25 protein-coding genes are annotated in these 16,687 nt (G+C 45.1%); all 25 read left to right on the plus strand.

The features are described from left to right. The first annotated feature begins 14 nt into the window (after nt 1-14). The 25 genes from ABEF84_RS07180 (at nt 15) to ABEF84_RS07300 (ending at nt 16,687) form a co-directional block, all read left to right on the plus strand. On the plus strand, nt 15-176 hold the full coding sequence (locus ABEF84_RS07180; RefSeq protein ID WP_347473821.1) for a hypothetical protein: 162 nt from the start codon (nt 15-17) through the stop codon (nt 174-176). Then, nucleotides 146-1,003 (plus strand): replication protein, encoded by an 858-nt coding sequence (locus ABEF84_RS07185; RefSeq protein WP_347473822.1) that lies wholly within the window; start codon nt 146-148, stop codon nt 1,001-1,003. Before ABEF84_RS07180 ends, ABEF84_RS07185 begins: the two co-directional genes overlap by 31 nt. Further along, nucleotides 1,003-2,331, plus strand: a complete 1,329-nt coding sequence (locus ABEF84_RS07190) for a DnaB-like helicase C-terminal domain-containing protein (protein ID WP_347473823.1) — start codon at nt 1,003-1,005, stop codon at nt 2,329-2,331. Before ABEF84_RS07185 ends, ABEF84_RS07190 begins: the two co-directional genes overlap by 1 nt. Beyond that, on the plus strand, nt 2,328-3,020 hold the full coding sequence (locus ABEF84_RS07195; RefSeq protein WP_347473824.1) for a hypothetical protein: 693 nt from the start codon (nt 2,328-2,330) through the stop codon (nt 3,018-3,020). The genes ABEF84_RS07190 and ABEF84_RS07195 overlap by 4 nt, the downstream gene beginning before the upstream one ends. Beyond that, nucleotides 2,980-3,390: a hypothetical protein gene (locus ABEF84_RS07200; RefSeq protein WP_347473825.1), complete on the plus strand. Its 411-nt coding sequence runs from the start codon at nt 2,980-2,982 to the stop codon at nt 3,388-3,390. The genes ABEF84_RS07195 and ABEF84_RS07200 overlap by 41 nt, the downstream gene beginning before the upstream one ends. Next, nucleotides 3,387-3,983, plus strand: coding sequence for a hypothetical protein (locus ABEF84_RS07205; protein ID WP_347464210.1), 597 nt, complete (start codon nt 3,387-3,389; stop codon nt 3,981-3,983). The genes ABEF84_RS07200 and ABEF84_RS07205 overlap by 4 nt, the downstream gene beginning before the upstream one ends. Further along, nucleotides 3,980-4,138: a hypothetical protein gene (locus ABEF84_RS07210; protein WP_347464211.1), complete on the plus strand. Its 159-nt coding sequence runs from the start codon at nt 3,980-3,982 to the stop codon at nt 4,136-4,138. The genes ABEF84_RS07205 and ABEF84_RS07210 overlap by 4 nt, the downstream gene beginning before the upstream one ends. Further along, nucleotides 4,135-4,464 carry a DUF3310 domain-containing protein gene (locus tag ABEF84_RS07215; protein WP_347473826.1) on the plus strand — a complete coding sequence of 110 codons (330 nt, stop codon included), beginning with the start codon at nt 4,135-4,137 and terminating at the stop codon, nt 4,462-4,464. Before ABEF84_RS07210 ends, ABEF84_RS07215 begins: the two co-directional genes overlap by 4 nt. Further along, nucleotides 4,461-4,799: a DUF1064 domain-containing protein gene (locus tag ABEF84_RS07220; RefSeq protein WP_347464215.1), complete on the plus strand. Its 339-nt coding sequence runs from the start codon at nt 4,461-4,463 to the stop codon at nt 4,797-4,799. The genes ABEF84_RS07215 and ABEF84_RS07220 overlap by 4 nt, the downstream gene beginning before the upstream one ends. Before the next feature lie 10 nt (nt 4,800-4,809). Beyond that, nucleotides 4,810-5,487, plus strand: a complete 678-nt coding sequence (locus ABEF84_RS07225) for a metallophosphoesterase (RefSeq protein WP_347473827.1) — start codon at nt 4,810-4,812, stop codon at nt 5,485-5,487. 12 nt (nt 5,488-5,499) lie between these two features. Continuing rightward, complete coding sequence (locus ABEF84_RS07230; protein WP_347473828.1) at nt 5,500-5,940, plus strand: hypothetical protein; 441 nt, start codon at nt 5,500-5,502, stop codon at nt 5,938-5,940. 427 nt (nt 5,941-6,367) lie between these two features. Next, complete coding sequence (locus tag ABEF84_RS07235) at nt 6,368-6,589, plus strand: hypothetical protein (protein WP_347473829.1); 222 nt, start codon at nt 6,368-6,370, stop codon at nt 6,587-6,589. Continuing rightward, nucleotides 6,531-6,806: a hypothetical protein gene (locus ABEF84_RS07240; protein WP_347473830.1), complete on the plus strand. Its 276-nt coding sequence runs from the start codon at nt 6,531-6,533 to the stop codon at nt 6,804-6,806. Before ABEF84_RS07235 ends, ABEF84_RS07240 begins: the two co-directional genes overlap by 59 nt. A gap of 58 nt (nt 6,807-6,864) precedes the next feature. Continuing rightward, entirely contained in the window at nt 6,865-7,299 is a 435-nt protein-coding gene (locus ABEF84_RS07245) for a hypothetical protein (RefSeq protein WP_404798976.1), read from the plus strand. Continuing rightward, the gene (locus ABEF84_RS07250) at nt 7,296-7,943 is read left to right on the plus strand and encodes a putative metallopeptidase (RefSeq protein ID WP_347473832.1); all 648 of its coding nucleotides are present in this window, start codon (nt 7,296-7,298) and stop codon (nt 7,941-7,943) included. The genes ABEF84_RS07245 and ABEF84_RS07250 overlap by 4 nt, the downstream gene beginning before the upstream one ends. Nucleotides 7,944-7,988: 45 nt before the next feature. Continuing rightward, the gene (locus ABEF84_RS07255) at nt 7,989-8,459 is read left to right on the plus strand and encodes a DUF2280 domain-containing protein (protein ID WP_347473833.1); all 471 of its coding nucleotides are present in this window, start codon (nt 7,989-7,991) and stop codon (nt 8,457-8,459) included. Continuing rightward, entirely contained in the window at nt 8,460-9,992 is a 1,533-nt protein-coding gene (gene terL / locus ABEF84_RS07260; RefSeq protein WP_347473834.1) for a phage terminase large subunit, read from the plus strand. 9 nt (nt 9,993-10,001) lie between these two features. Continuing rightward, a complete protein-coding gene (locus ABEF84_RS07265; protein ID WP_347473835.1) occupies nt 10,002-11,480 on the plus strand; it encodes a DUF935 family protein in 1,479 nt (492 codons plus the stop codon). 285 nt (nt 11,481-11,765) lie between these two features. Beyond that, nucleotides 11,766-12,971: a phage minor head protein gene (locus tag ABEF84_RS07270; RefSeq protein WP_347473836.1), complete on the plus strand. Its 1,206-nt coding sequence runs from the start codon at nt 11,766-11,768 to the stop codon at nt 12,969-12,971. 51 nt (nt 12,972-13,022) lie between these two features. Beyond that, nucleotides 13,023-13,919 (plus strand): hypothetical protein, encoded by an 897-nt coding sequence (locus ABEF84_RS07275; RefSeq protein ID WP_347473837.1) that lies wholly within the window; start codon nt 13,023-13,025, stop codon nt 13,917-13,919. 12 nt (nt 13,920-13,931) lie between these two features. Continuing rightward, nucleotides 13,932-14,303, plus strand: coding sequence for a head decoration protein (locus ABEF84_RS07280; protein ID WP_347460631.1), 372 nt, complete (start codon nt 13,932-13,934; stop codon nt 14,301-14,303). 11 nt (nt 14,304-14,314) lie between these two features. Continuing rightward, a complete protein-coding gene (locus tag ABEF84_RS07285) occupies nt 14,315-15,298 on the plus strand; it encodes a major capsid protein (RefSeq protein WP_347460630.1) in 984 nt (327 codons plus the stop codon). 9 nt (nt 15,299-15,307) lie between these two features. Next, nucleotides 15,308-15,775 (plus strand): DUF1320 domain-containing protein, encoded by a 468-nt coding sequence (locus ABEF84_RS07290; protein ID WP_347473838.1) that lies wholly within the window; start codon nt 15,308-15,310, stop codon nt 15,773-15,775. Between the two features lie 8 nt (nt 15,776-15,783). Continuing rightward, on the plus strand, nt 15,784-16,281 hold the full coding sequence (locus ABEF84_RS07295) for a phage virion morphogenesis protein (protein WP_347473839.1): 498 nt from the start codon (nt 15,784-15,786) through the stop codon (nt 16,279-16,281). Continuing rightward, complete coding sequence (locus tag ABEF84_RS07300) at nt 16,256-16,687, plus strand: hypothetical protein (RefSeq protein ID WP_347473840.1); 432 nt, start codon at nt 16,256-16,258, stop codon at nt 16,685-16,687. Before ABEF84_RS07295 ends, ABEF84_RS07300 begins: the two co-directional genes overlap by 26 nt.

Here is a 16,687-nt window from a genome sequence, read left to right on the forward strand (position 1 = left end):
CGAGGTAAACCATTATGAACAATCAAATTTTAACCGAAATCGAAGTAAATAGAAAGATTTACTTATTTCAAAAAGCAGTCGAGCGATACATGGCCGAAAAAACCATCGCCAATTCTCAAGCGGTAGCTAAAGCGAAAGCTGAATTATGCAAATTTGCAATGCAGGTGGTGTCATGAACATTGGACTGGATTTTGAAAAACTAACAGAAAAGGCAGTCATTGTGACCGAACAGTACTCTAGAACGCCTAATTTCGTCATTGATGACATGTATATGGCGCAGCTTAGTGATAAGGCGTTCAAGTGCTATATGCTCATTCTGCGTCAAACTGTGGGCTTTAATCGCAGCAAGGCATCGATTGCTACAGATACCTTTAAAAAGTATTGCGGCATCAAGCGAGATGAAACTGTTTACGCTCGTATTCGTGAACTTGAACAGCTTAAATTAATCTCTGTTACCCGCACAACTGGCACAACAAATCAGATCACTATTCTCCCAAACCCATCCCAAACAACCGTAGTACTAACAAACGATACTGGTACGGTTGAACCGCATGGGGGTAGTACGGTTGAACCGCATGGGGGTAGTACGGTTGAACCGCATGGGGGTAGTACGGTTGAACCGCATGGGGGTAGTACGGTTGAACCGTACCCTATAAAAGAAAATATTAAAGAAAAATTTAAAGAGAGCGCAAACGCAAAAAATTCACCGGATGAAATTCTGAATCTCTGGACACCAGATTTACATTCTCTGAATTCTTGGTTACAGCGTTCTGGATTACCAAAAATCACTCAAGACCAAGCTGAAGAAATTTTGCTTGAAATTAATCCTCACTACGAAAACAAAATTATCACTGGTGCAGTAGGTGATGCCCAGATGTATTCGAATTTTGTGAAGTGGATTAAACGTGATTCAGGTCTTACTGAAAAACTCATGCAGCAAGCCAACCCACAGAATCAACCTGTCGACACCCAAAACCTCCAAGCTGACATGGGGGATTGGTAATGATCGATATTCATAACAACTCCATCGAGCAATGTGTACTTGCTGCACTCATGACCGTTCAAAACTCACTTGAAACTGTGATGAACGATCTGGACGAAAATTGCTTCTTCGCAACTCGCCACCAGGAAATCTACAAAGCCATTACTGACCTTGCTAATGAGAACAAACCGTACGACGTGGTTTTCGTTGAACAGAAACTGAATGAGAAAAACTCACTGGTTGGCGTAAGTCCATCTGAATACCTGATGACGTTGATGACAGATGCACCGTCGAGCTTCTACAACCTGGAATCCTATGTTGCTGAACTCAACAAGCTGAAAGCGCATCGTGAAGTTGAAAAGATGGGCCGAAGCATTCAGGAAGTGGCAAGAGACTTAACCGTGCCTGACGTGCATAACGCTGCTGAGAATATCCTGAACAAGGCGACCACCAATGAAAAATTGGAGAAGTCCAGTTTTACATTTGCTGAAGCGCTAAAACGCGCTGGTGATCAGCTGATCCAGAAAGCAGAAGCGAAAGCCAACAAGCAGTACACAGGGGTTAAATTCAACCTGCCTCATTTGGATAACGTGGTGGGCACCATTCAGCGCGGACACTTTTGTGTGATCGGTGGTAGACCTGGATCAGGAAAATCCACTCTGGCGCAAATGGTGGCGATTCAGACCGCTATGCAGTTCAAGGAAGCGGTACTGGTTGTATCTGCCGAGATGGATGTAGAGACATTCACGAATCGCTGTATCTCAGCACTCACCCAGATTCCATACGACAACATCCACAATGCCGATCTGTACGACGGGATGATTCAGGAATTTGCATATGCTCAGGATCGTTTTAGCAAGCTACCGATTCACATCGAAGATAAGCAAAAGCCGACCATTGCAGAGATTCATTCTTATGCACGTAAGGCCAAGCGCAACTACAAAAAATTGGGCTGCATCATCATTGATTACCTGCAACTGGTACGCGACCCGACCAAGAAAGACCGCTATCAGGAAGTCAGTTCAATCAGTCGTGATTTGAAGGCGATGGCGAAGGAATTTGATTGTCCTGTAATCGCACTGGCACAGCTCAACCGTGAATCTGAAAAAGGGAAGCGACCAAAGGCATCCGACTTGAAAGAGTCTGGCCAGATCGAGCAAGACGCGGATCAGATTTTACTGGTGCATCCAATTTTAAACAGTGATGACGAAATGCCGAGCGGTATTACAGAAATCATTATCGCTAAAAACCGTCATGGCAAGAAAGGCGTAGTTCGGGTGATGGATCGTTTGGATATTTGTCGCTTTGCATCGGTACGAGTAGAGGAAAGCGCAGGGGGTGGGGTGTGAAGATTCTAATCGCATGCGAGAAGTCCGGCACTGTCCGTGATGCATTTATCAAGCTTGGCCATGATGCAATTTCATGTGACATGCAGCCAAGTGATTCTGATTTTGGACCACATTACCAGGGTGATGTACGCGACCTCCTGGATTATCCATTTGACATGATGATTGCCCATCCACCGTGTACGCATATTGCAGTAAGCGGAAGCCGTCATTTTGAAAAGAAGATTCATGATGGCCGTCAGCATGCAGCAGTGAGCTTTTTTATGATGCTGGCCAAGTGTGACATTCCGCGCATCGCCATTGAAAACCCTGTCTGCATTATGTCGAGCGTATATCGCAAACCGGATCAGATTATTCATCCGTGGCAGTTTGGACACATGGAGCAAAAAACTACATGCCTATGGTTGAAGGGTCTGCCATTGCTCAATCCAACAATGGATGTGAAGGAGGAAATGATGCGACTTCCGAGAAAGGAACGTGAGCGCATTCATTTCTGTTCACCGGGTAAAGAGCGATCCAACATCAGATCCAAAACATTCCAGGGGATTGCTGATGCTATGGCTATGCAGTGGGGTGGTGATGTGCGTCAGGGTGAGCAAGAGGATTTATTTGGGGTGCAGCATGAGCATTACAAACGAATTATTGGCTCACATGAGCTACACAGCAGCGGTGAAGAAGAACAATTTACGTGAGCAGCTTGAAAATGATGTGGAAGCATTTTTGAAACGTGGTGGAAAGATTAAATCATTGCCGGGATTCCAGATTAAACCACGTCCTCAAAATACGCCCAAGGAGGTTTTAGGTAGCCAGTATGTTGATCCAAGTTTAGTTGATCGCCTGATTACCTGGTGCAATGACAGTGTGAATCGCAATAAACCACGTAGATCATATCTAGCCGAACTAACTGGCATTCCAGCACAGCGAATCCGTTCAACTATTACGCCTGCGAAAAGCTCAAAACTGACCAAGTCTGAATACGACAAGATTATGAAGGTGAAAAACCGGGTTGAACAACTGGAAGAAGAATACGCGGCAAAGATTAAAAGGGTGAAAGCAGCATGAAAAAGCCAAAGCGTAATAAAAAATACAATCCGAATAAGTTAGGCCAATTGTATAAGGCTGAAATGGCTAAAACTTACGAGCTGTGGTCATCGTTTGATGATGTTGAATTGACCGAAGCATCAAACAGATTGAAAGCGGCTGGCGCATCAAAAAAACAGGCTATCGAGGGCATGTATGAATATTTTGATGGCGATTTAATTGTGGCAATTCTGTGGGATTTGATGACTGACGACACAGCATTTTTCGTGGGTATGGATTCTTACTACTACCACCAAGACGACCCAACCGACATCCAAACCTCAGCAGTGCAATTCAATGTGCCAAGCATGACATACGACCAATTCAAGCTTGGTGGAAGTGATGCAAAGTTGGTGGATGAACATGGGTTTAAGCGCAGATGGAAAGGCTTAGAGCAAGAAACTGATGATGTGCATAAGCCATTTTTAGATAAGGGTTACAAGCTGTTTAAGTGCATGTGCTACATGAAAGCCGAGATCAAGTTTAAAGACTTCCAAAGCTATTCAAAATTTAAGGCTGAACGTGTGAGTCGCGGGATGCGTAGGAAATATCGTTTGCAGGAGTTGGCGGCATGACAGACTTAAAAGCACTGAACGATAAGCGCCATGACCATCGCTTAACACAAGCAGAACGTGATGAAGCACAAAAGCAATGGGATGCTGCACATCGTGAAATTGAAGAAATGCAGAAAAAAGAAGAATTTGAAAACAGTTTTTGGAGTGGGGAATGACAGATAACGTAAATAATCCGAGTCACTATGCATCTGGTGCAATTGAATGCATCGATGCCATGGAGTCCATGTTAAGCCGTGATGAGTTTATTGGCTACCTTCGCGGGAACATCTTCAAATACCAGTGGCGATATAAGCATAAAAACGGCTTAGAGGACTTAAAGAAGGCTGAATGGTATCAACGTAAGCTGATTGAGGTTGAAGGTCGTGTGAGTGTTCCTAAAGCGATTTTAGAGGCTGAGAAAAATCTGTGCCACCACCACTGGGTTGATGGCTTGGATGGTGGGACCATGGTTTGTGCTCACAAGTGTGGAGCGTGGAAGTGACTAAATACAAAAACAAGAAGGTGGTGCTTAACGGCATCACTTTCGATAGTCAGAAAGAAGCCAGGCGTTATCGGGATTTATCACTGTTGGAACGCGCAGGGGAAATAAAGAATCTGGAACTGCAGAAGGCTTTCATTTTGGCTGAGTCAGTCAAGTTTGAGAATGAACCAAGACGCAAGCCAGCAGTGAAGTATGTTGCGGATTTTGTTTATCAGGAAAAGGGGCAACTGGTGGTTGAAGATGTTAAAAGCAAAATGACACGGAATTTGCCAGTTTACCGTCTAAAGAAGCACTTGATGAAGTCGGTACACGGTTTAGAGATTAGAGAGATTTAGGGGTATAGGGATGGCTTTAGTAAAAATTTGGGATAAAGAAATTAAAGGGAAGTTGTGGGCAGTTGGTGATATTCATGGCTGCTACAACCTGCTTATGACTCGACTTAAAGAAATTGGCTTCGACTTTGAAAATGATTTGTTGGTTGCGGTTGGTGATCTGGTGGATCGTGGTACTCAAAATATCGAGTGTATCGAATTACTGTCCAAGCCATGGTTTACGTCAGTGCGCGGCAATCATGAGGATCTATGTATTGGTGGGCTGCATAACGAATCCTATAAGCGCTGTCATGTGGCGAATGGTGGTGAGTGGTTTTATATGCTGGATGGGCAGGCGATGTACAACATTGCAAAAACCTTCGCTGAGTTGCCAGTGGTTTTGGAAATCAGTCACAACGGTAAAAAGTTCGGTTTTGTTCATGGGCATATTGAGCAGAACAATTGGGATGAATTTAAGGAAACTTTCACTCAAGAGCCAACAGTATTCCGCGATCCATCTGAGTTGGCCATGTGGGGTCGTGATCGACTAGACGAAGATAAAAAGCAATACACCCATGTGTCCGGCATTGATGCGGTAATCATGGGTCACACGGTCACTCAAAAGCCATGCAAGCGCGATAACTGCTACTGGATTGATACAGGTGCAGTGCATTGGGGAACAATGACAATTTTAGATTTAAGCAAGATTTAAGAGGGAATAGGGATGAATGCGATGGTGAAGGCAGAAGTGATGGATTGGTCAAAATTTACGATTGAGGAATGGCTTAAACAATACGGCGCTTATATCCAGATCAGTCGAATGAAATCAGGCCATGAGCCAGATGGGCTGCATGTGAATCAGATCTACTGGCTGATTCTTGAAAACAACAAAGGGGCAGCACCACGTAAGGATCAGGTTATTTGCCATATCAATGATTTTGAAGCTGAGCAGGTGCGTAAGCTGATTGTTGATTTTAATAAGACTACGACGGTTTGTGCTTCGGCAAAAGTGGCGGTGCAGTTGTTTATTGAGAAGAATGTGCGGGGATTATCACTCGATCAAATGGTGCGTGAATTTACTTTGAGTCGTAGCTCGATTAATAACATGGTTTATGCAGGAAAGTTTTATTTAGCAGGGCATGATAAAAGACTGAAAATTGATTAAATAACTTGCGTTTAAATGCGAATATGCTATTTTGTGTTATAGTGATCGAAGTGTACGTTAAAGCACTAGATTGAATTAAAAGCTCGCCAAATGGTGGGCTTTTTTAATGCCCTGAGAAATGTTGGTGTAAGCAATATCAGGGCGCCATTATGGCGGTTTTCTTTAATCGTAGTGGTTTAGAGTTAATTACCGCCTCCCAGATTCAGGAGATCCACATGCTCCAATTCCTAAAGCGCCTATTCTGCTTTCATCACTATGATTATGAGTCGGATATTTTTATCCAGATCGAATGTCGTAAGTGTGGCAAATGGCTGGATGAATAAACCCTCGCCACTCCAGTGGCATTTTGCCGGACGGATTACGGCACATAAGACCTCGCTAAATATGCATTATTGGCGGGGTTTTTCTTTTCTTATTGGTGGTGATCATGGACATCGTAGAAGCAAAACGGAATTTAGAAGTACTCGAAAAGAACCGCAGCCGCTTAATGAATTACAACCATCTCTTTTCAAGCTATGCATTTAAAGAAATGTGCGGTGCTGAACTTCGTAAGGTGAATAAACAGATCCACGGCATAGAAGAGCAACTAAATGCGGAATCCAAAAAGACTCGCAGCAATCAGAAAGTTGCCGTGCATTCGATGCGGTAATCCTAATAGCCAGGCTGCTCATTCAAATAGTGTCAAGCATGGTAAGGGCAGATCGATTAAAGCCAGTGATGAGTTCACAGTGCCTTTGTGTCATGTGTGCCATTCTGATTTTGATCAGTACAAATTGGGTAGCCGTGAAGCAAGTGAAATCATGTTTGAAGAGTGGCTTGTGAAAACGGAAGTGATGTTGAGTAAGTGTGATGACGAAGCCTTCTGAACTTAAAGCTCAATTTATCATCAAGTCATTTGAAGAGGTAGGTCGTGCTATTGCGTTTATGCATAAGCATCATGCGGCTGCTGCAAGTGATGGCAAGCCTTTGGTGGTTCGGATTGATCAGAAGCAAGAAGATCGAAGTAAGGCTCAGAATCGTTTGTATTGGCTTTGGCTGTCTCAATGGGCTAAACGTCAAGGCACAGATAAAGATTCAGAACATTTATTTTTCAAGAAGCAATTCTTAGCACGTATTTATCATCGTGATGATGTTGGCCAATACAGAAAGACATTTGCAGCAGTAAAGGTTTTGAGAGATCAAAAGCACCCGATGTATCAGCAAGTGGCTGATGGGTTGAATGAATTGATCAGCACCACGGATGCAACGGTGGATCAGTTCACTGAATACCTAAACGACATTCATGCTTTCTGTAATAAGCATGGGTGCTATCTGCATACGCCTGAAGATCTGATGTATGCGTGGGAGATGAGCCAATGAAGCGACCAATGCCACCTAAAGACATGGAAGCTTTTAATTTTGATTGGAGCATGCACAATGAAGTGCCTTATGACTTTCATCCTGATGAGGATCTGAAAGACTGGGTATGGGACACTTTTATTGAAGAAGAAGGAAGTTTGTGCAATCCAGATCATAATCACCTGGCTTACTACAGTCGCGACCTGATTGGTTTCATGTGGGTGAGTCGCCCATTTGAGAAAGGTGGTCGCATCGTCTTTGGTCAGTGCGAGCAAACTGCAATCATGGCTGGCGGATGGAAGCGCAAGCGGCAAGAGCTTCAAATGGTGCAGTGGTTTGGATATATCCCGAAATACATCATCACGGTTTGTGCTGGTTTTGCTGAGTCGGCTAGTGATGCTGAGTTTTGTGCTTTGATTGAGCATGAGCTTTATCACATTGGATATGAGTTGAACCATGAGGGTGAAATGTATATCAGCCCAACCACTGGTCTACCAAAACTTTATTTACGTGGTCACGACGTTGAAGAATTCCATGGTGTGGTCCAACGTTACGGTGCATCACCAGATGTCCAAAAAATGGTAGAGCTTGCAAATGATGGTCCAACAATATCTCGGGCCAATATTGCTCATGCATGCGGTACGTGTTTATTGAAGTTGGCTTGATTTTTTTGATTTGTGTGTTGGATGTAGTTGGACAATGGTGAATTTATGGCGAGACTAAATAAAGAGCAAAAACTCTATATAGTTCGCTCGCTTGCTGTATTTAATACACCTAAAGAAACAGCCGACCTTATCAAACAAGAATTTGATGGATTGGCAGTTACTCCACAACAGTGTGAGGCTTACGATCCAACTAAGCGGACAGGGCAAAACTTAAGTGAAGATTTAAAAAAAGAGTTTGAAGCAACTCGCAAAGATTTCCTGGAAAAACCTCAAAACATCCCGATTGCTAACAAAGCTGTCCGGTTGCAGATGTATCAAAACTTAGCTGTCCGTAATTCAAAAAATACGGTGATGCTTTTAAAGATTCTGGAACAGGCAGCTAAAGAGGAAGGTAATCAATACACCAACCGTCAGGAAATTACAGGGAAGGACGGCAAACCACTTCAAACCACTGTTGTTCAAGCCACTCAAGATCAAATCAATGAGGCAATCAAGAAGGCCCAAGAGGAATATTAAATGGATCTGCAAACACAGGTTGAAAAGAAGCTGTGTGAAGATGAACATTTGTATTTCACCCGGCGATTCTTTAAACCTCGCATGGGTTTTAAATTTACGGTGAATTGGCACCACGTTTATATCTCATGGATTATTGATCAGGTTATTGCTGGTGAGCTTGAAAACGTCGTTATCAACGTTCCGCCGGGTGCTGGTAAAACTGAACTCACAACCAATTTAATTCCACGTGGACTGGCTTTAAATGCCCGTTCACGCTTTTTATATTTATCGTTCTCACAATCACTGGTTGAGGGTGTATCTGATACAGCGCGTGACATCGTGAAGTCTAAAGACTTTCGCCAGATGTGGGGTTTGACTGTATCCAATAGCACCGACTCCAAGAAAGAATGGAAAATTACAGTTGAAGACTACGATGTGGGCCATGTGTATGTGGCCTCTATGGGTGGTCAGGTCACTGGACGTCGAGCGGGTACGTTAGACGATGGTTTTACCGGGTGCATCATCATTGATGACCCATTAAAGCCAGAAGACGCTTTCAGTAAAATTAAGCGTGATGCAGCAAACCGTAAGCTACTTAATACAGTGAACTCACGTCGTGCGACATCAGACACGCCAATCATCATGATCATGCAAAGACTTCACACTGAAGACCCAACACACTTTGTGATGACTGGAAACCTGCCGGGTAACTGGACACAGATATCCATTCCGGCACTAATTGATGATGCATACATTGCAACATTGCCTGAACATATTCAGAAACTTGTGCCACGTGATGTGGAGCGTGATGAGAAAGGTCGGCAAAGCTACTGGCCTATGAAGGAATCGCTTCAATCCTTGCTGCAGCTTGAGCAAGGCGGTCAGGACAAGGACGGTGCAACGGTATCGCGTTACACATTTAGTAGTCAGTACATGCAGGCACCGAAGAAACTCGGCGGTGATCTGGTGAAATCTGAATGGTTTGGGCGCTATCGTGAATTGCCTGAACTGTTATGGCGTGCCGTGTTTGCTGATACAGCGCAAAAAACCAAAGAGCACAACGACTGGTCTGTATTTATTCTGGTCGGCATGGGTGTGGATGGAAAGCTGTACATTATCGATATATTGCGCGGCAAGTGGGAAGCACCAGAGCTTAACAGGCAGGCCAAAGCCTTCCTGAACAAGCACAAGGCATTTGACTGGCGTACCAAGCCGATCCGCTACATGAAAGTAGAGGATAAGGCATCTGGTACTCAATTGATCCAGACGCTGGCGCACGAGACTGAAATACCGGTTCTGCCAATACAGCGAAATACAGACAAATTAACACGCTGGATGGATGTTACCCCTCACATCGAAAGCAACTACGAGCAACAACCAGATAACCGCTTTGTGATGGTTCCGGTTGATGCGCCCTGGCTACAGCCGTTCTTTGATGAGGTGGAAGGCTTAACTGCAGATATGACACATGACCACGACGACCAATTTGACCCGTTAGCGGACGCGATCAATGAGGCCAAGATCATGATGAATTACAGTGCACCAGCTTCATAGGTTTTTATTATGGCTAAGAAAGACAAAAAGAAGAGTAACAGCAAGCCAGAAACGGGCATGCTTTATTCGCATGAAGCTGAATTGGCTTTAATCAATTACCTGACGCGGATGCCGGATGGTGATGAAGTTCTGAAAAAGGCGGGTATCACCCGGCAACATCTTAAGGTCATGATGTTTGATGACGAGATTTATCAGTGTGTTGAAAAACGCCAGGATAAACTCGAATCGGCACCATGGCGTTTAGAGCCAGCAGATACTACAGCAGCTCAGATCCTGAATGACCATTTGCGTGAATGGTGGTCGGATATCGTATTGGGTGCACAAAATGCACGCTGGTATGGATATTCGGTACTTGAAGCGGTGTATAACCCTGAAGCGACCCATATCGATGACAATGTAGTGACACCATTCATTGGTTTACAGTGGATTGGTGAAAAGCCAATGCAGTGGTATGAGCCTAAGAATGATGGTCGATTGCTGCTTAAGCGCGATTACAGCAAAACCCATAAGGATGAAATCTGCGACCAGAAGTTTAAGCACTTCATGACTCGCTGTAAGCCGACTTTTGAGAATCCATACGGCGAAGCGTTACTGAGTCGTTTGTATTGGGTCTGGTTCTTCAAAAACAGTGGCTTTAAGTTCTGGGCAAAGTTTGTTGAACAGTACGGTTTGCCGATGCTGGTGGGTAAGTCTACCACAGGCCAAAACACTGAAATGCGTGACGCTTTATTGCGTGCGCATGCCAGCAAGGTGATTGCAATCAGTCAAAGTGACTCGGTTGAAATCGTGAGTTCAGGATCAGCTTCAGGTAGCGCATCCGGTACTTATGACACCTTCGATAAGAACCTTGAACGTCGCATTCAGAAGGTGATTCTAGGCCAGACGCTGACCAGTGGCACCGATGGCGCAGGTAGTCGTGCATTGGGTGAAATTCACCTTGAGGTACAGAACTCCAAGTTCAAAGCTGATGTTCGCATGATCCTGCCAACGATTCAGGCCATTGTGAATGCACTGTGCGACCTGAACGGATGGGAACGTCATCAGATCATCATTGGTGAAGAGAAGTCACTGGAAGTCGAAAAGGCAGACCGTGACGTCAAGCTGAAGAATGCCGGAGCCAACCTGACTAGCCAATATTTCCAGCGTGAATACGGGCTAGAGCAAGGCGACGTTGCTGAACCGGTGCAGACTGCATTTACTCAGTTTACTGCATTACCTAAGACGGCGTTTAACTTCAAGGCACAGGCAAGCAAGCTATCACCGGCACAACAGGAAGTTGAGGAACTGACGGACACTCAGGATTTACAGCTTTTGAATCCTGACCAGGTGAAAGAATTGATCTTCAAGTCTGATAGTCCTGAAAGCCTGGCTTATAACCTGATGCAGTTGATTCCTGATGCAACTCGATCACAGTTTGCAGCCAATTTAGATCAGTGTCTGTATGCAGCGGACATTTTAGGGTATATGGCTGCGAGCGAGGATAAGTGATGGGAAAATGTATTTCATGTCGTAAGGGTTTTAATGGTCGCAATGGGAATGGATATATGCCGTGTTCATGCAAACAGCCAACAATTATTGACGGGCCAGACATTGATATGTCACCTGCAAAACCTAAATTTGTAGAACCACCACCATTGATACCAATCGGTCGACCTCGACTTGGTTGGAAACCTAAGTCTTTTAATCCAGATCCATATGCAAACTTCAATAAACTTCTACTCATCATAATGATGGTTTGTTTGGCTGTGGCGAGTTTCGTGATGGGGTGTTTATATGCAACCAGTCACATTTCTTGAGGCGCTTCAGTACGCTCACAGTAAAAAGATCGTGCTACCTGATGAGTTCTATTCAATGGACCTTAAGACCCGACAGATAGCAACCACGGTTAGCTTTCTATCGAGTCTTGAGCAGATTGAGACGGTCATCAAGGCGGTGAATAAATCGATTGCCGACGGTGGCACTTTCAAGGACTTCCAGAAACTGGTCAGTGAGAAAAGTATTGATCTGCCAGAACATTATCTGGACAACGTATTCCGTACCAATATCCAGAATGCTTATGGTCATGGTCGGTGGCTTCAACAGCAACGGAACAAGAAACGCCGACCATATCTGATGTATTCGGCGATTGATGACAGTCGGGTGCGTCCAGCGCATTTAGCGTTGAATCGTATCGTATTGCCGATAGATCATCCTTTCTGGCTAACACATTATCCTCCAACGGGTTTCCGCTGTAGATGCACGTGCATAGCTTTAACCGAAGCACAGGCATTGAAATACGGCATCACACCAGATGAAAAACTTCCACAAGTTGCTGAAGCTTTGGATTGGTCATCACATCCTTTGCAATTTGGCGATCTGGAAGACCTGGTAAACCAGAAGATCAATAAGTCTGCTTTGGATAAGGAATACTTGCTTGAGCAAAAGAAAATGATTCAGGCCGAGTGGGAAAGTGCTAAAAAACTAAAAAGCCTTTTTTCTCCAATGGAGGAAAAGACCAAAGACCTATTCGACACAGTAGCCAATACAGTGATTCCGCTTGATCCGGGCATTCGACCAAGTGCGATCCGGGTATTACTGGATTACGTGATGAAGAATGATCTAGCGCTAACCAACTACTTAAACGCATCTGCAAGCTCTCTGGCTGATGATGTGCTTAAGCAATGGATACGGTCAGACATGGCAGCGATTCAAGCTGTGGCAAGCAATCAGACTGCAATCGTGGCAGGTTCTGTAGGTTTGCAACAGGTCGCAGCGTATCAGGTCGGGCAAACGGTTCAATTGAGCGCGCCGTTGCTCATGGCTGAGTCTGCTGGTGATGTGGTGATTCAGATTGAGAATATGAGAGGCTTAGGTATTGATCTGCAGCAACTCGGATTGAACGACGGCGTGATAATTCCTTTGGGGTTGTCATTTGAAGTGGTTTCGATTGAGACAGTCAAAGGCAAGCTGACCTACAAACTGAAAGCCTTAGTTAACTGATTTACAAATTCAACTTTAAGCACCTTCGGGTGCTTTTTTATTGGGTGAAATATGCAAGAACAGCAAAAGAACTGCTTTCAGCTAGGCCAGTTTGAAATTGGTCAGCCAGAGGAAGGCAAAAAGAAACGCACCTTTAGCGGTGTGGCCTATAGCGGTGAGCCGATCATTGATCACTGGTACTGGGAACGAGTGATTTTTGATTTGGATTCTATGCAGATCAAAGGCCGTATCCCCGCATTACTCGAACACAACCCGAAACAGCGTGCCGGTGCCATCAATAGCCATTCAATCAGCCACGATCAAGGCCTGGTTATCTCAGGCGATCTGATGAGCAATGAGTTTGGTACACAAGTCGCTCAAGACTCTGATGACGGCTTCCCTTGGCAAATGTCAGTGCGCATCGAGCCGGGCAAGATCGAAGAAATCCCGGTCAATCAGCAAGTCACTGTAAACGGCAAAACGTATCAAGGGCCAATCACAGTATTCCGTGATGGTCGTATTCGTGAAGTGTCTTTTTGTGCTTTGGGCGCAGATGACAACACAAACGCAGTGGCAGCCAACCACAACCCAACCCAACAACCAAAAGAGGACACAGACGTGACCGAATTAGAACAGGCGAAAGCTCGAATTGCCGAGCAGGACACCGAGATTTCAAATCTCAAAGAGCAAATTAAACAGTTTGCAGCACAAAAGCGTGAAGTTGAAATTTCCGCTTTGGCGAAAGACTTAGGCAAAGAATTCAGTGCTGAAGACATCGCTGAAATGAAAGGTCTGGACGATACAGCATTTGCTTTTACAGCAAAACAGCTTCGCCAATTCTCGGTAAAACCAGAACCGCAAAAGCCTAACTTGCCGAATTATCTGTTCAGCCATCAGGCTGGTGATGAGAAACAACAATTTAATGCGCAGCCTAAATCTTTGGCTGATTTAGCAAAAGAACGTCAATAAGGGGTCAATCACATGACAGTAACTCTTGAAAAACCAACGTCAGCATGGTTGGCGAATGAATTAGACGGCAATCATCGTCCATCACGTGAAAACGTGGTTGTTGCTGCGTCACAAACATTAGTTGACGGTTCAGTGATTTCACTGAATTCCAATGGTCAGGCACAGATTTATGGTGGTGCTGAAAACGAAGTGGCCGCAGGTATTTTTGTGGGTGATGCAGTCACTACAGGCGCAGGCGAAACAGGCGCAGGCGTTTACGTGGCACGTAATGCAAAAGTCGTTTCAGAGAATCTGACTTTTAAATCTGGCTTAGCAAGCGCTAAGAAAACCGCAGCATTAGCAGATTTAGCGAAGTTGCACATCACAACTGTTCGTTCAGCATAAGGAGCTAATGTATGGACCCAATTTTTTCAACTCAAGAATTGTCAGCGGCAATTTCTAATCTGCCAACTCGTATTGGCAATCCAAACGATGCAGCACTGTTCCGTAACATTGCAGGCACAACTAAAGAATTTACGGTTGAGTTCTACAAGGAAAACCAAATCCTTGTGCCTACAACTGCATGGGGTGGCGTAGCGCCTAAAAACTCTGATGGTGAGCGTACTGCTGAATCTTTTGCGATTCCGCACATGCCACTTGAGGATGTGGTTTTAGCTGCTGACGTAATCGGTGTACGTGCATTCGGTTCAACTCAGGCTGAGACTGTTCAAGGCAAAGTGCTGGACAAGTTGCAGCAAATGAAAAACAAGATTGATGCAACGCTTGCTTTCCGTCGCTCAAAAGCAAAGCAGGGCGTCATCCTTGATGCGAATGGATCAACCATCGTTGACTATAACGCTCGCTTTGGCGTGACTCCGCAGGTTGTTTACTTTGACCTTGCGACTGCAACCACCAACATCCTTGCGAAATGTCAGGACGTAATTGACATGATCGAAGATGGTTTAGGTCAGGAAGTTTACTCAAGCATTGAAGTTGAAGTAGACCGTACTTTCTATGACGCGCTGACCAATCACAAAAGCGTGAAAGACGTGTTCTTGGGATGGTCTGCTGCAGAACAGCGTTTAGGTCGTTCTAACACTTCTGGCTTTGAATTTGGCGGCCTGAAGTTCATCGTGAACCGTCAATCAGTAGGCGGCACACCAATCGTTGCTTCAAATACAGGCCATGCGTATCCAGTGGGTACTCAAGACGTATTCCTGAATGCACTCGCACCTGCTGACTTCAATGAAACAGCAAATACGCTTGCATTACCGTATTACGCAAAACAGCGCACGCTTGACTATGATCGTGGCTTTGGTTTGCACGTACAGTCAAACCAACTTCCAATCGTTGCTAAACCTAAAGCGCTTGTGAAAGTGTCAGGCGCAGCGTCAGCTTAAAGGTGAACCATGTACGCAACTGAAGCCGACTTGAAAAGACGCTTTGGTGTGCAGCAGATCGAGAACCTGAAGTTAATGTTCCCGGCACCGGATGAAGATGAGGAGGTGGAAACTGTGGATGCGGTGCAAACCGCATTGCAGGACGCTACGGAGGAAATCAACGGCTACATCGGTGGCCGTTATTCTCTGCCTTTGCCAAACGTGCCGAGCAACTTAAACCGGATAGCGTGTGACATTGCACGCTATCGTCTCCACTTTGAGCAGCCAACCGAGCATGTCACCAAGCTTTATGACGATGCCATTGCTTTTCTGAAGCGTGTGCAGGACAACAAAGCCGACTTGCAGATCATGGATGCTCAAACACAGGAGATTGTTCAGGATCAGGTGGACACCAGACCGTCAGCAGCACCCATCGGAACGACATATACCGATGGTGTATTTAGTGATGATGTGCTGGGGAAAATGCCAACCATGTGAGGTGATGCATGCCGTTTGCAATAACCATTGGTTCGGACAGTTCTGCGATTGAAGCCATTCTCAAGCGATTGCGGGAGTTTGGTGGTGATCAGTACGAACTGTTTGATCAGATCGGTGCTGAACTTGTGGAAAGCACAAGGCAGCGTTTTATTCACGGTGAGGATGTAGACGGCAATCCGTGGAAACGTTCATGGAGAGCCAATCTGCAAGGCGGTCAAACGCTGCGTGATACCGGGCGCTTGATGAACTCCTACACGCACAATCCTTCATCGCATGGCGTTGAGGTTGGGACCAACGTGCCGTATGCAATCCCATTGCATTTTGGCGCTGAAATCCTGCCAAAAAACGGCGCTTATATCACCTTTGCTGTCGCAGGCAACTATCGAAAAGTCAAAAAGGCCACATTACCACCACGTACTCAACTTGGCATTAATGCTGAAGATGAGCGCATGGTGCTGGATGTGGTTGAGGATTTTATTAATGACTACATTCTTCGCAGTACGTGACGAGATTGCAGAGAAATTGAAGGAAATTCCCGAATTTCTGAAGATTTACACCCCTGCAAACTCGACCACAGTCACGGAAATGTCGCAGGTCACACCATCGGCTCATGTGAACTTTGCCCGTCTGAATACTCGCAGCAGTGCAGGACAAGGCAAGGCCAACATGCTTGGTCAGCAATGGGCGGTTTCTGTGGCATGTCGTAATGCTCAATCACAGCAAAGCAACGGCAATGCCTTGAATGATGAGCTTGGGCTGCTGACAGAAAAGGTCATTAAGTTGCTTTCAGGGTGGCGTCCGAACGGATCTACACGACCACTTGAACTGGTAGAAGTCCGTGACGCTTACAGTCCGACTTTTGCGTACACAACACTCGTCTTTGAATCCACAAAAATCATTGCTGGAAATTGA

Source organism: Acinetobacter sp. ANC 7912 (assembly GCF_039862785.1).
Lineage (GTDB): Bacteria > Pseudomonadota > Gammaproteobacteria > Pseudomonadales > Moraxellaceae > Acinetobacter > Acinetobacter thermotolerans.

Excerpts from the sequence above, each read along its gene's own strand:
- ABEF84_RS07180 (WP_347473821.1), top strand. The coding sequence starts at position 15 with ATGAACAATCAAATTTTAACCGAAATCGAAGTAAATAGAAAGATTTAC.
- ABEF84_RS07185 (WP_347473822.1), top strand. The coding sequence starts at position 146 with ATGCAAATTTGCAATGCAGGTGGTGTCATGAACATTGGACTGGATTTT.
- ABEF84_RS07190 (WP_347473823.1), top strand. The coding sequence starts at position 1,003 with ATGATCGATATTCATAACAACTCCATCGAGCAATGTGTACTTGCTGCA.
- ABEF84_RS07200 (WP_347473825.1), top strand. The coding sequence starts at position 2,980 with ATGAGCTACACAGCAGCGGTGAAGAAGAACAATTTACGTGAGCAGCTT.
- ABEF84_RS07205 (WP_347464210.1), top strand. The coding sequence starts at position 3,387 with ATGAAAAAGCCAAAGCGTAATAAAAAATACAATCCGAATAAGTTAGGC.
- ABEF84_RS07210 (WP_347464211.1), top strand. The coding sequence starts at position 3,980 with ATGACAGACTTAAAAGCACTGAACGATAAGCGCCATGACCATCGCTTA.
- ABEF84_RS07215 (WP_347473826.1), top strand. The coding sequence starts at position 4,135 with ATGACAGATAACGTAAATAATCCGAGTCACTATGCATCTGGTGCAATT.
- ABEF84_RS07225 (WP_347473827.1), top strand. The coding sequence starts at position 4,810 with ATGGCTTTAGTAAAAATTTGGGATAAAGAAATTAAAGGGAAGTTGTGG.
- ABEF84_RS07230 (WP_347473828.1), top strand. The coding sequence starts at position 5,500 with ATGAATGCGATGGTGAAGGCAGAAGTGATGGATTGGTCAAAATTTACG.
- ABEF84_RS07235 (WP_347473829.1), top strand. The coding sequence starts at position 6,368 with ATGGACATCGTAGAAGCAAAACGGAATTTAGAAGTACTCGAAAAGAAC.
- ABEF84_RS07240 (WP_347473830.1), top strand. The coding sequence starts at position 6,531 with ATGCGGAATCCAAAAAGACTCGCAGCAATCAGAAAGTTGCCGTGCATT.
- ABEF84_RS07245 (WP_404798976.1), top strand. The coding sequence starts at position 6,865 with ATGCATAAGCATCATGCGGCTGCTGCAAGTGATGGCAAGCCTTTGGTG.
- ABEF84_RS07250 (WP_347473832.1), top strand. The coding sequence starts at position 7,296 with ATGAAGCGACCAATGCCACCTAAAGACATGGAAGCTTTTAATTTTGAT.
- ABEF84_RS07255 (WP_347473833.1), top strand. The coding sequence starts at position 7,989 with ATGGCGAGACTAAATAAAGAGCAAAAACTCTATATAGTTCGCTCGCTT.
- terL (WP_347473834.1), top strand. The coding sequence starts at position 8,460 with ATGGATCTGCAAACACAGGTTGAAAAGAAGCTGTGTGAAGATGAACAT.
- ABEF84_RS07265 (WP_347473835.1), top strand. The coding sequence starts at position 10,002 with ATGGCTAAGAAAGACAAAAAGAAGAGTAACAGCAAGCCAGAAACGGGC.
- ABEF84_RS07270 (WP_347473836.1), top strand. The coding sequence starts at position 11,766 with ATGCAACCAGTCACATTTCTTGAGGCGCTTCAGTACGCTCACAGTAAA.
- ABEF84_RS07275 (WP_347473837.1), top strand. The coding sequence starts at position 13,023 with ATGCAAGAACAGCAAAAGAACTGCTTTCAGCTAGGCCAGTTTGAAATT.
- ABEF84_RS07280 (WP_347460631.1), top strand. The coding sequence starts at position 13,932 with ATGACAGTAACTCTTGAAAAACCAACGTCAGCATGGTTGGCGAATGAA.
- ABEF84_RS07285 (WP_347460630.1), top strand. The coding sequence starts at position 14,315 with ATGGACCCAATTTTTTCAACTCAAGAATTGTCAGCGGCAATTTCTAAT.
- ABEF84_RS07290 (WP_347473838.1), top strand. The coding sequence starts at position 15,308 with ATGTACGCAACTGAAGCCGACTTGAAAAGACGCTTTGGTGTGCAGCAG.
- ABEF84_RS07295 (WP_347473839.1), top strand. The coding sequence starts at position 15,784 with ATGCCGTTTGCAATAACCATTGGTTCGGACAGTTCTGCGATTGAAGCC.
- ABEF84_RS07300 (WP_347473840.1), top strand. The coding sequence starts at position 16,256 with ATGACTACATTCTTCGCAGTACGTGACGAGATTGCAGAGAAATTGAAG.